The following is a 15,369-nucleotide window of genomic DNA, read 5'->3' on the forward strand; positions in this document are numbered from 1 at the left end:
GGAGCGTAGGCGTTAGACGAAGCTTACGCCGTTCTCTGCCATCGGCAGAGAGGTGACTTTGACGCCCGAAAGCGCCCGGATCGCGTTCGCCAGCGCCGGGGCAGAGGGCGGTGTGCCGGGCTCACCCACGCCGCTGGGGGCTTCGGCGGACGGCACGATATGGACGTCAATCGCCGCGATGTCGCCAATGCGAAGTGGTTCGTAGTCAGGGAAGTTGAACTGATCCACGGCACCGTTGGTCAGGGTGATCTGGTCACGCATCACGTGCCCGATACCATAGCCGATGCCGCCTTCCATCTGCGCCCGCACGGTATCGGGGTTCACGGCAATACCACAATCGACGGCACATGTGACCTTTTCGATCTTGATGCCGTCAGTGGCATCGCCCGACACCTCGACCACTTGGGCCACGTACGAGCCAAAGGACTTGTGCACGGCAATACCCTGCGCGTGACCAGCGGGGACATTGCCCCAACCCGCTTTTTCGATGGCCAGTTTCAGGACGCCCGATTTGCGGGCCTGATCAGCATCGGAGGCGTCTGCCAGATAGGCCAGACGGAACTCAACCGGATCACGGCCAGCCGCTTCGGCGGCTTTGTCCATCATGGTTTCCATCGCATAGGCGGTATGGGTGTGGCCCACCGAACGCCACCACAGAACCTCGGTCGCTTTTTCGATGTCGGACAGACCCAAAGACATGCCGGGGATCGTATAGGGGCTGTCGGCGATGCCTTCGACCGAGCTGTGGTCGACGCCATCGTGAACCAGGAACCCTTCGAACAGAGTGCCCTTGAGGACGGATTGACCTGCGACCTGGTGCTGCCAGCCGACGATGTTGCCCTGACCGTCCAGCCCGACACGGACTTTGTGACCAAAGGCAGGACGGTAGTAACCGCTGCGGATATCGTCTTCGCGCGTCCAGACCAGCTTTACCGGGCGTGTCCGGTCGGTCAGGGTAAATGCCAGCGCGGCCTCGACCTGATAATCCGCATTCGGGGTTGCGCGGCGGCCAAAGGATCCACCGGCCAGAAGCGTCTTGATCTGGACCTTTTCCGGCGGCAGTTGCAACGCTTGGGCAAGTGCGCCATGCGAAATTGTGGGGAACTGCGCACCGTCATGCACCAGAAGGCCACCATCGTCCAACTGTTCGATGACGCAGTTCATAGGCTCCATCGGGGCATGTGCCAGAAGGGGGAAGTAGAAGGTTTCTTCCAGCACGGTATCCGCACCGTCAATGGTAGCTGCCACGGCTGCAGCGTCCGCCTTGTTCACGTTGTACTGTGGTTCGGCGTTCAGTGCGGCCAGGATTTCGGCTTCGATCTGGTCAGAACTGCGCGATTCGGCAGCGGATGCGTCCCATTCGACCTCAAGCGCATCGCGCGCCTGGATCGCGGCCCAAGTGTTTTCAGCGTAAACCGCGACGCCAGCCTGATTGGGCAGTGCAGCGGCGTTGATGAAGCCTTTGACCTCTTTCGACGCGCTGTCGTCAAAGCCTACAACCGTTGCACCGCGTGCTTCAGGGCGCTTGATCATGGCGACCATTTGGTTCGGCAGATGCAGGTCCATGCCATAGATGGCCTGACCGTTACTTTTGATCGCCGAATCCGTGCGGCGAACCGACTCGTTGCCGATCAGCACAAATTCCGACGTGTCTTTCAGACGTGGCTCAGCTGGAACCTCCATCTGTGCGGCGGCAGCAACAAATTCGGCCAGCGGGGCCGACTTGTCACCGGCTTTGACGATGCCTTCTTCGATGGTGATGCCAGCGGCATCCACGCCCCATGCTTGCGCGGCAGCGGCGATCAGCATTTCGCGCGCGGCGGCACCCGCCTGACGATATTGAAGCCAGGAATTTGCGAGTGCGGTCGAGCCGCCGGTTCCCTGTGCCTGGCCAAAGGCAAGGTTGGCGTAAACTGTCGGGTCTGAAGGCGCAAAATCGTATTCGATCTGGTCCATGCGCAGGCCGATTTCCTCGGAGATGAGCGTTGGCAGGCCGGTTGCCGGGCCTTGGCCGAATTCAATGTGTTTGACGATGGCGGTCACGGTGCCGTCAGCGTCAATCTTCACGAAAGGGTTGAACTGCGCTGATTCGGGCGAGGCTACGGCCAGCGCACCATCCGGGCGAGCACCGACCAGCAGTACGGCACCGGCAGCAGCGGCGCCTTTTAGAAAGCCACGGCGAGAAGTGTTGATGGTCATGGATCAGGCCTCCAGAATTTCGGACGCGCGCTGAACGCCCGCACGGATGCGTTGATAAGTGGCGCAACGGCAGGCGTTGCCGTACATATATTCGTCGATTTCTTCAGCCGAGGGCTTTGGGTTTTCCGACAGCAATCCGACCGCCGACATCACCTGACCTGACTGGCAATAGCCGCACTGAACCACGTCCAGCTCGACCCATGCCTGTTGCACCGCGGCGCCGATCTTGTCTTCGCCAACAGCTTCGATTGTGGTGATCTCGGCATCTTCGACATCTTCGATATATGTCTGGCACGAGCGTACGGGCTCGCCATTCAGATGCACGGTGCAAGCGCCGCAGGATGCGACACCGCAGCCGAATTTGGTTCCGGTGAGCTTCAGCTCATCCCGGATCACCCACAGCAGGGGCGTGCCGGGTTCGGCGTCAACCGTGTGGGTCTCGCCGTTCAGTTTCAATGTCAGTGCCATGAGGGGGCTCTCCATGTTGGGCTGGTTACCTGAATCGGTAAACTGGCGCGTTTACTAGTGCCATAGAATCTTGCACGTGTAAACTGCCGCGTTTACCTAGGGTTTGACCGCCCAGTGTCAATAGGTCTATAGCTTTGTCATGACCGAATGCAGTGTGCCGAACGCGTCCAAGTACGCACAGATCATCGAAGCAGCCGTGGCCGAGTTCCAGGACAAGGGCTTTTCCGCGGCCAGCATGGATCGCATTTCGGCGCAGGCCGAGGTGTCCAAGCGTACGCTGTATAAGTATTTTGAAAGCAAGGAAAACCTGTTTCGCTCGATTGTTGTAGAACTGTCCAGCCGTTTTTCCGAAATGTTTGAAATACGCTACGAAAAAGGGCGCGACATTCGCGAACAACTGACTGATCTGGCTTGGGCCGAAGGGCGCATTCTGATGATGCCTGATGTGATGGCCATGGCCCGAATGGTTATCAGCGAAACTTTGCGCAGCCCGGAACTTGCGGCAGAGGCGACGGACAAGCTGGATAAAACGGCTGTTTTCACTGGAATGCTGCGCGATGCGGCTGCCGACGGCCAATTGCGGATCGACGACGCGGCACAGGCTGGCCGCGAATTTATCGGTCTGATCAAGGCACGTGCCTTTTGGCCGTTGCTGTTCACGGGTTCCGTTCTGAACGAAGCCGAGATGACAGAAACTGTTGAAAGTAGCGTTGAAATGATGATCAGCCGCTATGGGCTTGATGGCTAATCAAACGACCGGAGGTCGCTGAAACGTGCCGCGGTTCTATAACGAGATCTATCCTTCCGCTCCGTTGCTCAACAGCGACCGCACGACCCATATATCGGCGGCTGCATTGATGTCCGTGCGGTATTTTCGCGCCGAACCCGACAGCATGCCGGAAGGCGTGTTTGACGAGCATCATATTCTGCTGAACCTGCAGCCAATTGCACATCGGGTGCAGAACATGCGCAATGGTGAGTTGCGGGATTTCACCTTCAATTTACATGATATCATCGTCACCCCAGCCGGAACGCGGTCCGGTTGGCGCTGGTTCGGGAAATCGAACGTGATTGTCATCACGCTCGACACGCAGAAGGTTGAGAAATTCGCGCAATCTGAACTGGGAACGTTGTTGGAGCCCAATCAGTTCGAGGATCTGCCGCAGTTTTCAGATCCCGACCTGTGTGCCGCTGGGGTGATCTTGCGAGATGCGCTTGAGAATGACGATATGTCTTCGGCGGTCATGTTCGAGGCGATGAGCCGCGTATTTCTGGTGAAGCTTTTGCAGAAATACGGTCGGCGCCAAGCCGAGGATGTGGCTTTGAGCGCGCGGTTTACCTCGGCCCACTACAACAAAGTGTTGGCCTATATCCGCGCTCGGCTGGACCAGACGATAACGGTTGATGATTTGGCTGCCGAAACGGCGATGAGCAAATCTCATTTCAACCGCGTTTTCAAAGAGACGCTGGGTACAACGCCCATGCAATATGTCATGGCTTACCGGATTGAGCAGGCGACCAGGATGCTGACAGAGCCTGGGCGCAGCTTTGCCGACATTTCCGCCGCGTGCGGGTTCGCCGATCAGGCGCATTTTTCGCGCAGTTTCAAGAAGGTCACCGGGCAGACCCCGAAAGAGTTTCGCGCGTCAAACGGGGTCTGAGGTGTTTTGAACAAACTAGGCGCGATCGTTCAAAAATCTGGTTGTCGGGTTCAATAAAACCAACAGCGAGCTGGATAGTTTCTGATCATCAGGTGAATGCCTCACCGCATGAGATCAGGAGATACGGCAATGAACAAAACAGCCCTTGGAACCGCCGCGCTGCTTATGGCTTCGACCGCTGCAATGGCTCAGGTAGAAACGCGCACTGTGAGTTTTGAAAACGAAGGTGCCACGCTGTCGGGCACGCTTTATCTGCCAGAAGGATATGACGGTGAGAAACTGCCTGCCGTGGTCGTCACCGGTGCCTGGACATCAGTGGAAGAGCAGATGCCCCGCGTCTATGCCGAAGAAATGGTCGAACGTGGCTTTGCCGCGTTTACCTTTGATTTCCGTGGCTGGGGTAAATCCGGCGACCTGCCGCAGCATGTTCGCTTTGTAGAAAGCCCCGAGGCGAAGACATCCGACATCCGCGCCGCATTTGAATTCGTCGCCACTCTGCCCGAGGTCGACGCGGCGCATATCAACGGGTTGGGGATCTGCGCTTCGGCTGGATACATGGTTGACGCCGTTTCAGGCAACGATCTGGTTCAGCGGATTGGCCTTGTGGCCCCTTGGCTGCAAAACGCCGAGATTGTCGAGGCAGTTTATGGCGGCGAAGAGGGTGTATCCGGTCTGATCGACGTCAGCCGAACAGCCGAGGCTGCCGGTGGTCAGATCATACCCGCAGCCGGTCCCGAAGGGGCCGAAGGTGTGCTAATGCCGATTGGCGGATACTATTTTGAGCCCGAGCGCGGCGCGATCCCGGAATATGACAACCAGTGGAACAACGCAGGCTGGGAAGGCTGGTTGACCTATTACCCGGCGGATAATCCCGGTCGCCTGACACAGCCCTTGGCGGTCGTACATTCGGAATCGGCCGCTATTCCGCAGGGTGTGCGCACCTTTCTGGAAGGTTTTGCAGGCGATGCCACGCTGCAGATGCTCGAAGACGTCACGCAGTTTGATTTCTACGGCAACCCCGAGGACGTGACCCGTGCCTCTGACACGGTGGCTGCTCATTTCGCGGCAGGTTCGTAGTAGGACGGCTAAGGAATTTTCGGTACGCGCCGTCCAATGGCGGCGCGTCGATCCAACATAAAACGACGATACAAGGGAGAAGACCAATGAAACTTTTGCCGACCTTGGCGGTTGCCGCCTATGCCGCAGCGTCACCGGCCTTTGCAGCGGATGCCGCTCAGATCAACTCAGCAATCACCAGCATTGCTGCTGGCGCGGATCGGCACGACTGGGACCGGGTGCGAAACGCGTTCGCGGATGAGGTTACACTGGACTACACCAGCCTTTGGGGCGGTGAGCCAGCAATTGCACCGGCGGATGACATCATCGCCCAATGGTCCGGTTTTCTTCCGGGATTCGATGTGACACATCACATGGTAACCAACGAAACAATCACGTCGATAGACGGCAATCAGGCCACTGCACAGGCGGACTTCACGGCAACACACCGAATTGGCGATGAGTTGTGGGTTCTGGGTGGCCGGTATGATTACACGCTGACCAAAGTGGATGGGGCCTGGAAGGTTTCGGGGCTGACGATGACTGCTCTGTGGGAAACCGGTTCGCGTGATCTAGTCGGACAAGCCGCCGAGCGGGCCAGCACCGGCAACTGATCGCAGTGTGCATCGCGCTGGGCACGCTCGCTGCGCTCGTCGGATAAGTCTATAGGACGGGCACAGGACGTCAGCATGCAATTCAAGCCGTGATGTAATCGTGCAATGTACAAACCAGCCCCAGCCGGATTATTCAGGCTTTGGGGCTGGTCCTGCGGCGTAAGGAGAAAAAGATGAAACGCGCACTCGTTACCGGGGGCAACCGGGGGATTGGGTTGGCCATCGCCAAGGGTCTTGTAGATCAGGGGCTTGAGGTTTTGCTGGGCGCCCGCGATCTGGATGCAGGTCGAAAGGCTGCGAACAAGGTCGGAGCGACCGCTATTCAGTTGGACGTCTCCGACCCAGCCAGCATTGCAAGGGCTGCTGCGCAAGCGGGGCCGGTGGATGTGCTGGTCAACAATGCCGGAATCCTGGGGTCAGGTAACTTGTTGAACGACCCTCAGGACTTTGAGGATTCGATGGCTGTTATGGTGCACGGGCCTTATCTGCTGATGCACCATTTGACGCCGTATATGGCAGCGCAACGCTACGGTCGTGTTGTCAATGTCTCATCCGGTTGGGGCGCGTTTTCGGACGGTGTCGCGGGGCCTGCCGCCTATGGCGTGGCCAAGGCGGCGTTGAACGCTTTGACCGTGGCAACAGCCCGAACCCTGCCGAACAACGTCAAGGTCAATGCGATGTGCCCCGGATGGGTGCGCACCCGCATGGGCGGGGCAGGGGCCAGCCGCGCCCCCGAAGAAGGCGCGGATACGGCGATCTGGCTGGCGACACTGGATGCCAATGGCCCGACCGGAGGGTTCTTCCGTGATCGCAGACCTATCGAATGGTAAGTACCATAGCCGGGCACGACAAAATTCGTGTCTTCATTGCTGATTGGTTTGCCCGGCTGGACCCGATTGCAGGCTGGTTTTGGTTTTCATAGCCTGTCCTTAGGCGGGAAACTGACGCGACAGGTAACGGTAAAAGTCCCAGATCGTCCCTTCATAGTCGCTTGGTGCAAGATGGCCGGACGGCGCGTGGCGTGAGCTGAGCGCCACCTGCATTTTTTCTAACTTCTCACGGTCTTCGCGGTTTACCTCGTGCCACAGGGCGATGCGTTCGTCTAATTCGTCCTGCGTCAGCTCATCATCATACGTGGACAACGTCCATCGCACGCGGATGCAGTCCACGGACAAGGGTCTGATTGACAGCGAAACCAACAAGGTCGCGGCTTGGCTGGCCACCTGAGCGGGGAACACATTGAACAAGGTCGAGCGGCGCCTTTCGTCTTCGGACAGACCGGGCGCCCCCATGCCTCGGGCTTCGGCGCTGGATGGGTAATTCGCGCAATAGGCAGTGAACGTATCGTCAGACAGCGCCTTACGGCTCAGACCTGTTGGCGTATAGGGATGCAGCGTTTCCGGGTGCACGACCGACAGGTGGTACGCTTCCATGAAGTTCTCGACAAGGCACTTCCAGTTCGTGTGCCAGTCTTCCTCAAAGGTGGCGACGTGGCGCATCCTGTCCGTTTCATAATTTGCAAGCAGAACTTCAAGCTGTTCAAGCCGCGGCGCGAGCGGTTCCGCTTCGTCGTCGAGATTGACGTAGATAAACCCGTTCCACTGCTCATAGCGAAACTCGGGCAAGGCGCAGCTGCCCTTCGTGACGCCCTTGTCGCGCATACGAGGGGCGTTCAGCAACTCTCCGTCCCGAGCATAACTCCAGGCGTGGTAGCTGCACACAAACTTGCGCGTTGATCCCGATCCTTCGGCAATTGGCATGCCCCTGTGACGGCACAGATTCGACAGCACCCTGATTTGTTCGTCATCTCCGCGAACCACCAGCAAGGGTTCATCAAACAGATGCGCTGTAAAGTAATCACCGGGTTTGGGGATTTCATCAGCGCGGCCCAGGCAATGCCATTCCTTGCTGAGGAAGGTTTTTACTTCCAAATCAAAGAATTCGGGGTCGGTATAAAACCAGCCGGGCAGGCATTGGGCCTCGGATTCTGGCAAGGCCGCAACCTGATGGAGCGTTTCAACCATTTCTGTGACACGCTGCTTTTGGATCAGTTGCATTTTCATCTCGCCGCCTCCTGTTCGAAGACGCGGTTGAAGCCGGCTGTTTTCTCGGCCAGATATTGCGTGAAGTCGTAAATCGGTCTTTCAAGATAGGACAGATGCCCGGGCCGTGCGGCTTCGGAGTTCAGACCTTTGAATACTTTCTCAGTGCACCCGCGATCCTCGACGTTCACGTCGTCGAGCAGCTTCTTCAACGTTGCAACATACTCATCCGCCTTTGTGTCGGCCATGAATTCGGGTGAAAGCCCGCCGCCATAGATGATCGAAACCTGCCCGGTCCCCTTGGGATGCAGCGACAGGTACCAGAAATAGCCGGGTGTCAGGGTGATAAGGTGGCTTGGATACAGCGTCAGCAAGGCAGTGGTCTTGCGCCAGTCCCCTTCAAGCCGAGTGTTGTCGGGATGCGCGTTGCCCATCGGCAGCGACGCCTCTTTTGTGATCCAGTGATAGTTGAAATGTCTAAGCCCCGGCGGGCAATCCATCTCTTCCAGTTTGGAGTGGCCGCCAACAGTATCCGCATGGCAGACCGGCAGGTGGTAGCTTTCCATGAAGTTTTCGGCCAGAACCTTCCAGTTCGTGTCCCAGACATGGGTCTCGCGGAAACACTCCACATAGTTCTCCATGCCGTATTGCGAGATCATGCTCTCCAGTTCTGAAAACTGCCGGGTCACAGGGGCAGAGTCCGGGTTCAGAGACACATAGATCCAACCCAACCATTCCTCACAGCGAACCTTCGGAAGCTTGTAGCTTTCCTTACAAAACCCGGTCGTCTCTTTCATGAACGGTGCGCCGCGCAGGTTACCTTCAAGGTCGTAGGTCCAGGCATGATAGGGGCAAACCAGAACGCGGGCGTTTCCTTCCCCCTCAACGATTGTGGACATGCGGTGCAGGCAGACATTTGAAAAGGCCCGCAGCTCTCCGGACCTGTCCCGAAGAACGACGATGGGTTGTTCCGCGATTTCAAGCGAAATGTAGTCACCGGTATTCGCCAGTCGACTGGCGCGTCCCACGCAGACCCAGTCTTTGCCAAAGACGTTGTCCAACTCGCTGCGCAGAAAATCCTGGCTGGTGTAGACAGATGGGGGCATGGCAACCGCGTTTTCCATCGGACGATGCGCGGCATCCAACAATTCGGTAACGGCCTGGTCCAGCGACATAGGTGGCTCCTCAATCATGCGGTGAACCGATCAGCAGGCAGATTCGTCCTGTCTCGCTCGGGTATTTTTAGGTTGCGCCTTTGTTGGAAAATATAAAAACTTAAAAAACATTACATCGAGAAAGGTAAAATATGGTTCGCTTCACTCTGCGCCAATGCACCTATTTTCGAACGGTTGCCGAGTGCGGCGGGATTGCGCAGGCCGCGCGGGTCCTGAACATCTCGCAACCATCGGTGGCGCAGGCGATACAAAAGCTTGAGGACGTGACCGGCCTGATCCTGTTCGACCGCCACCATGCACGTGGATTGACGCTTACGCTGCAGGGGCGCTTGTTTCTGGAACATGTTCTGGAATTGGAAGCGCAGGCAGAACATGTGGATATTCAGGCAAAGGCTCTGGTTTCGGAAACGGCAGGTGAGCTGCGTCTTGGTGCGTTTCAAACCCTTGCGCCGTTTTTCCTGCCGACGCTCATTCGGGATTTTCAGAAAAATTTCCCAGACGTTCGCGTTTTTCAAAAGGAATACGGGCTTGCTGCGCTTGGCGATGCGTTGCGAGACGGTGAAGTCGATCTGGCGCTGACCTATGACCGAGGGTGGTCGCTGGAAGGGGTGAAGGTCATCAAACTTACCGCTTTACAGCCCAAGGTGATTATCTCTTCAGACCACCCGCTCGCACGGAATGAACATGTCCATTTGTCCGATTTGCAGGATATCCCCTATGTCATGTTCGACGGTCCGGGCAGTCGAATTTATTTCGAAGATTTGCTGGCCGAGGCCGCTCTTTACCCGGAAATAGCCTATGTCTCAAACTCGCTTGAAACAGTGCGAAGCGCTGTATCCGAAGGGTTCGGTTTTTCTTTTCTGATCATGGTGCCAGAGGCAACGACGACCTATAGCGGCGGTACCGTGAAGGCCCTCAAATTGGTCGAGAAACTCAGACCTTTGAACATCGTACTTGCCTATCACGAAAACCGACAGGGCAAGTTTATCAGTAGTTTTCAAAACTTTGCGCAGGCGCATTTGGGTGGCTTGTCAGGGGAAGAGGATTGAATGGCCAACTGCTCCTTGATCATCGGTTGAACGTCAGGCTTTGCCTTAAAGTCAAGACCCGGATCAACAGCGATAGAAGTGGAGGTTTGACGCCTTCCAAATTCCAATCGCGGCGGGATTCAGCCTCCACCGCGTTTCGCCGGTTTAATGGCTTCAATCCACCGCCAGTTCTGTGATTTCACGGCGGAAGGGCAGGGCATCGCCCAGATCTGGGCCATCAAGCTCGCGCGCATAGCGGTGCCCGGCGTAAGTTGCCCACGCGATTGGACCTGGTGCATTGGCGTCCCCGATCAGTTTGACGGATTTGATCCCTGCGTCGGCCCACTCTGCCTCTTTCGCTTTAAGAGCGTTGAAGACAGCGTTATTTTCCAACCGCGATGCCACCATCACAACCGCGTCCGCCTCGATCTTCCATGTCCGGTCTGTATAGACACAGTTCGATACCACGTGATCCGAGTGGATCTCGGTCACACCCTGATTGAGCACGATCTCAACCCCAGCTTCGACCAGTCGCGGATGAATGGCGATCTGTTCCAGTGTGTTGTTTGTCCAGTCGCTGACATAGGCCGAGGGCGTGACCAGAGTGACTTGCGCACCGTTCTTGGCCAGCAACTCGGCCAGAACACCGCCCATGTAGTAATGGTCGTCGTCATACACCACGACCCGCCCGGTCGGTATGGTTCCATCCATCAGATCGTCTGGGGTATAGACCTTGGCACCATCAGCGATGGGCATTGGAACGACGTGCTGGCGAGCAACACCATCGCGCCGCCAGGTTGAGCCGGAGGCGATGCAGACATTTTCAAATCCGAACTCAAGGATGCTCTCGGCGTCCAGTTCGCTTTCGCGATAGATTTCGACATTCGGGCGCTGGCTGAGCTGATAATCCCGATAATCCACAACGCGGCCCCATGCGGACAGGCCCGGCAATTGACGTTCGCGTGTAACACGGCCTCCGATTACGTCGCGGGCCTCGGCGACCGCAACGTCGTACCCGCGCCGGCACAGCGCCCAGGCGGCTTCCAACCCAGCTGGACCCGAGCCAACGATCAGCACGTTCGAACTGTCACCTTTTTCATTCATCACTTCCGGATGCCAACCTTTGCGCCACTCTTCCATGAAGGTCGGGTTCTGCGTACAGCGACTGATCGACATTGTCATGTCACCTGTGATGCAGATGTTGCAGCCGATGCATTCCCGAATGTCCTCGATCCGGCCTTCCTCGATCTTTTTCGGCAAGAACGGGTCGGCAATCGACGGGCGGGCGCAGCCGATGAAGTCCAGCGTGCCGGACTTGATCATCTTGGCCATGACGTCGGGCGAGGTGAACCGCCCGACGCCTACGATGGGTTTGACGGTCAGCTCGTGAATACCCCGCACCAGCTGTTCCTGCGCGGCCTCTTCCTTGAAACGTGACGGGCCCGAGCAGTCTTCCCACGTGCCTTGCGCCAAGTCCCACAGGTCAGGCAGGTCTTTGTTCATCTCGATATAGTCGCGCACTTCGGCATTTGAAAAACCGAGCTCTCCGATGGTTTCATCCAGGCTCACCCGCAGGGTGATCGCGATTTTATCGCCGACAGCATCGCGCATATCGGCGATGACTTCCTGACTGAACCGGGCGCGGTTTTCTAACGAGCCCCCATATTCGTCGCTGCGCTGGTTGGTGGCACGGCTGAGGAAGTGCTGGAAAATGCCGAACCCATGCGCACCGTACAGGCAGATCAGATCAAACCCCGCCTCTTTCGATCTTTTGGCGGCGTTCACGAACCAACGGCGCAGGTCCTTGATATCCTGCTTGTCCAGCGCCCGCGCCTGAACTGGATCATTGGTAAAGGTTCGGATTGGCAGGGCCGAGGGGGCCAGCGGCACTTCCTTTGTGTACAGGTTAGGACCGTTGATGCCGGAATAGGCCAACTGAATCCCGGCCAAAGCGCCATGCGTTTTCATCCGCTCGGACATCTTTCGCAGTTGCGGAATGTCCTTGTCTTCCCACAGGCGCAGTTCGATGAAGGGCGTGATCTCTGACGTGTGGTGCATCTCACACTGTTCGGTGAAGATCACACCCCATCCACCTTCGGCCTTGATGCCCCGCATCGCGGCCGCTGCCGATGGGTCCCGATACCCGCCCCCATTGCAATGAGGCACCTGATAGAACCGGTTCTTGGCAGTGTGAGGGCCGATTTTCAGCGGTTCGAACAAAATGTCATAGCGTGGATCGCGCATTGCTGGGTCTCCCTTGGGACTCTGGCCGTTTCGACCTTTTCTGGCCGCTCATCTGATGATCGGAGAGGTTATTAAATCTAGAATAACCCCCTAATCCGCTACCTATTAGTAATATTGATGATCTAAGGGGTATATACCCCCAAAGAGGTATGAGACCATGACACAGATTCCTGAACCTGAACTCTTGGCAGATGTAATTCAGGCCATCGGTTCATCTGGGTTTGCGCAAAGGCTTCAGCGATGGCTCAGCGCCTCGTTGCGCTTCGACAACGTGACCATTCTCGCGTTTTTCGACAAACACCAGCCAGAGGTGTTTCTGGCCCATTCGGCCGAGCGGCGCGTGTTCGAGCGCATGAACAGCCACTACGTGACCGGAGCCTATTTGCTGGACCCTTTCTATGCCCTCCACACAAACCGAGCAGGGGAAGGGATGTACCGTTTGGCCGATATCGCGCCGGATCAGTTTCAGCGCAATGAGTACTACAAGTCGTATTACGAACGCACCACGCTGGCTGATGAGGTCGCGTTTTTCTCGTGGCCGTCGCAGGATGTTTCGATGACGGTTTGCATCGGGCGCGACGCCACAACCGGATCGAAGTTTTCGTCGCGTGACCTGAAACAGGCAAAACATCTGGCCCCAATCGTAAATGCGTTGGTGCGGCAGAACTGGGCAGGGATCAGCCCGCGCGGCCAAGACTCATCTGCAGGCGTCGTTGATCAGCTGCGGCAACGCATGAAATCGGAACGGGGTATTGGGCTGAGCGCGCGGCAGGCTGAAATCGCGATCTTGATTCTGCAGGGACATTCATCTGTTTCCATTGGCCTTACGTTGGGGATAAGCCCGCAGACCGTGAAGGTCATTCGCAAGCAACTTTACAAGAAATGCGGGATATCCTCTCAGGGCGAGCTGTATTATCTCATCGCGCCTTATCTGTCGGAACAGGCGCAGGGTTAAGCCAAACGGATTAGCCAAAGCCTAATTAGGGGTAAGTCAGACAATAATTTCGCCGGTTTTCAACTTGTGGGAACTTGCTGACGAAACGCGCAGGGCGTGCTGGAGCGGTACAGTACGACGCAGCAATCTATGGCCTTTCAGGTCGGATCAGGATGCAAAAAGGAAACCGATACATGCCCATTGAAAGAACCGACACGCTGGTTGTTGGCGGTGGACAGGCCGGCATCGCGCTGAGCGAGCACTTGGGAAACAACAGCATTCCCCACATCATTCTTGAGAAAAACCGGACTGCCGAGGCATGGCGCACCGGGCGCTGGGATGCTTTGGTTGCCAACGGTCCAGCCTGGCATGATCGCTTCCCAAGCTTGCTGTTCAATGGCGATGACCCGGATGCTTTCGTTTCGAAAGACCGTGTGGCCGACTATCTGGTCGAATATGCCGAGATGGTGAACGCCCCGATCCGCGAAGGTGTTGAAGCGCTCAAGGCCGAACGTCTGCCGGGCGAGGGCGGTTTCCGCGTTCAGACCACGGCCGGCGAAATCCACGCCAAGCGCATTGTGGCTGCAACTGGGGCTTTCCAGCACCCGGTCATTCCTCCGATCGTGCCGGAATCGGCGGGTGTGGATCAGATTCATTCGTTTTACTACAAGAACCCCGATCAGCTGGCTGAAGGGGCCGTGATGGTCGTCGGCGCAGGGTCGTCCGGGGCGCAAATCGCGGATGAGCTCAACCGCGCTGGGCGCAAAGTGTTTCTGTCTGTGGGTCCGCATGACCGCCCGCCGCGCCGCTATCGTGGCCGTGATTTTGTCTGGTGGCTGGGTGTTCTGGGCTTGTGGGACGTGGCCGCGATGAAGCCGGGTACCGAGCATGTGACGATCTCGGTCAGCGGGGCTTATGGGGGCCATACAATGGATTTCCGTCGCCTCGGGAACGAGGGTGTCACGCTGGTCGGAATGACCAAAAGCTTCGAGAATGGTGTTCTCAGCTTTGCCGATGATCTGCAGCGCAACGTGGCTGCGGGCGACGCCAACTATCATGAGATGCTGGACTTGGCAGACGCCTATGTGGAACGCACCGGCATCGAATTGCCGGAAGAACCCGAAGCGAGAGAGGCTTTTGCCGACCCAGGCAGTCTAGCCAACCCACTGACCTCGGTCGATTTTGCCAAGGAGGGCATCACCACGATCATTTGGGCCACAGGTTTCCGTCAGGACTTCAGCTGGATCAAGGCGAATGCGTTCGACGAAAAAGGCGCGCCGATCCATCAGCGTGGCGTGTCCGTTGAACCAGACGTGTATTTCCTTGGCCTGCCTTGGCAGTCACGCCGCGGTTCAACCTTCCTGTGGGGCGTATGGCATGATGCGAAATACATCGCCGATCAGATCGCGATCCAACGCGCCTATGCCGACTATGACGGCTCGGCCGCTATCGTCTCCACCGCCGCAGCAGAATAGCCAAACAGGACTTCGAAATGGCGCATACACGCATTCGCAAATTCAACACCAAAGAGACGTACCCCGAGCAAAACCTCGACAACGATCTGTGTCAGGCTGTTGTCACTCAGGGGGGGAAGACCGTTTATCTGCGCGGCCAGTGCCCGCAAAATCTGGACGATGCGGTAAACATCGACAGTCACGACCCGGTCGAACAGACCCACAAGGTTATGCAGAATATCAAGCAGTTGATCGAGGAATGCGGCGGCTCGATGGAACATTTGGTCAAAGTTATCGTGTACATCACCGACGTTCGCCATCGCGAGGCCGTCTACCGCACCATGGGCGAGTACATCAAAGGTGTGCATCCGGTCTCGACCGGGTTGGTTGTCCAGGCACTGGCACGCCCTGAATGGTTGGTCGAGATCGACGGCACCGCCGTCATTCCCGACTGATCTGGCCGATCATCTCAGGAAACCGGGTCGCGCTGAAAC

14 protein-coding genes are annotated in these 15,369 nt (G+C 57.2%); 9 read left to right on the forward strand and 5 right to left on the reverse strand.

Going from position 1 to position 15,369, the window contains the following annotated elements:
- Positions 1-12: 12 nt before the first annotated feature.
- Both ACR0LN_RS03330 and ACR0LN_RS03335 read right to left on the reverse strand, forming a co-directional pair.
- Complete coding sequence (locus ACR0LN_RS03330) at positions 13-2,199, reverse strand: xanthine dehydrogenase family protein molybdopterin-binding subunit (protein ID WP_480427777.1); 2,187 nt, start codon at positions 2,197-2,199, stop codon at positions 13-15.
- Positions 2,200-2,202: 3 nt separating this feature from the next.
- Positions 2,203-2,667 (reverse strand): (2Fe-2S)-binding protein, encoded by a 465-nt coding sequence (locus tag ACR0LN_RS03335; RefSeq protein ID WP_480427778.1) that lies wholly within the window; start codon positions 2,665-2,667, stop codon positions 2,203-2,205.
- Positions 2,668-2,806: 139 nt separating this feature from the next.
- Between ACR0LN_RS03335 and ACR0LN_RS03340 the strand changes: the two genes are divergently transcribed.
- The 5 genes from ACR0LN_RS03340 (at position 2,807) to ACR0LN_RS03360 (ending at position 6,828) form a co-directional block, all read left to right on the forward strand.
- Positions 2,807-3,415, forward strand: a complete 609-nt coding sequence (locus ACR0LN_RS03340; protein WP_480427779.1) for a TetR/AcrR family transcriptional regulator — start codon at positions 2,807-2,809, stop codon at positions 3,413-3,415.
- 25 nt (positions 3,416-3,440) lie between these two features.
- Positions 3,441-4,328 carry a helix-turn-helix domain-containing protein gene (locus tag ACR0LN_RS03345; RefSeq protein WP_480427780.1) on the forward strand — a complete coding sequence of 296 codons (888 nt, stop codon included), beginning with the start codon at positions 3,441-3,443 and terminating at the stop codon, positions 4,326-4,328.
- A gap of 129 nt (positions 4,329-4,457) precedes the next feature.
- A complete protein-coding gene (locus ACR0LN_RS03350; protein ID WP_480427781.1) occupies positions 4,458-5,405 on the forward strand; it encodes an alpha/beta hydrolase in 948 nt (315 codons plus the stop codon).
- Positions 5,406-5,491: 86 nt separating this feature from the next.
- Positions 5,492-5,998, forward strand: a complete 507-nt coding sequence (locus ACR0LN_RS03355) for a nuclear transport factor 2 family protein (RefSeq protein WP_480427783.1) — start codon at positions 5,492-5,494, stop codon at positions 5,996-5,998.
- 173 nt (positions 5,999-6,171) lie between these two features.
- The gene (locus ACR0LN_RS03360) at positions 6,172-6,828 is read left to right on the forward strand and encodes an SDR family NAD(P)-dependent oxidoreductase (protein ID WP_480427784.1); all 657 of its coding nucleotides are present in this window, start codon (positions 6,172-6,174) and stop codon (positions 6,826-6,828) included.
- 99 nt (positions 6,829-6,927) lie between these two features.
- Here ACR0LN_RS03360 and ACR0LN_RS03365 read toward each other — a convergent pair whose 3' ends face one another.
- A complete protein-coding gene (locus ACR0LN_RS03365; RefSeq protein ID WP_480427785.1) occupies positions 6,928-8,061 on the reverse strand; it encodes an aromatic ring-hydroxylating oxygenase subunit alpha in 1,134 nt (377 codons plus the stop codon).
- The gene (locus ACR0LN_RS03370; protein WP_480427786.1) at positions 8,058-9,215 is read right to left on the reverse strand and encodes an aromatic ring-hydroxylating oxygenase subunit alpha; all 1,158 of its coding nucleotides are present in this window, start codon (positions 9,213-9,215) and stop codon (positions 8,058-8,060) included. Before ACR0LN_RS03370 ends, ACR0LN_RS03365 begins: the two co-directional genes overlap by 4 nt.
- Before the next feature lie 131 nt (positions 9,216-9,346).
- On the opposite strand from ACR0LN_RS03370, the gene ACR0LN_RS03375 reads away from it, so the two are divergent.
- Entirely contained in the window at positions 9,347-10,264 is a 918-nt protein-coding gene (locus tag ACR0LN_RS03375; protein ID WP_480427787.1) for a LysR substrate-binding domain-containing protein, read from the forward strand.
- 153 nt (positions 10,265-10,417) lie between these two features.
- Here the strand turns inward: ACR0LN_RS03375 and ACR0LN_RS03380 are convergent, their stop codons facing one another.
- Complete coding sequence (locus ACR0LN_RS03380; RefSeq protein WP_480427788.1) at positions 10,418-12,487, reverse strand: oxidoreductase; 2,070 nt, start codon at positions 12,485-12,487, stop codon at positions 10,418-10,420.
- 157 nt (positions 12,488-12,644) lie between these two features.
- Between ACR0LN_RS03380 and ACR0LN_RS03385 the strand changes: the two genes are divergently transcribed.
- The 3 genes from ACR0LN_RS03385 (at position 12,645) to ACR0LN_RS03395 (ending at position 15,330) form a co-directional block, all read left to right on the forward strand.
- Entirely contained in the window at positions 12,645-13,442 is a 798-nt protein-coding gene (locus ACR0LN_RS03385; protein WP_480427789.1) for a helix-turn-helix transcriptional regulator, read from the forward strand.
- A gap of 173 nt (positions 13,443-13,615) precedes the next feature.
- A complete protein-coding gene (locus tag ACR0LN_RS03390; RefSeq protein WP_480427791.1) occupies positions 13,616-14,896 on the forward strand; it encodes a flavin-containing monooxygenase in 1,281 nt (426 codons plus the stop codon).
- 17 nt (positions 14,897-14,913) lie between these two features.
- Complete coding sequence (locus ACR0LN_RS03395) at positions 14,914-15,330, forward strand: RidA family protein (RefSeq protein WP_480427792.1); 417 nt, start codon at positions 14,914-14,916, stop codon at positions 15,328-15,330.
- Positions 15,331-15,369: the final 39 nt, after the last annotated feature.

The sequence above is a fragment of the Ruegeria sp. AA6 genome (genome assembly GCF_056542865.1).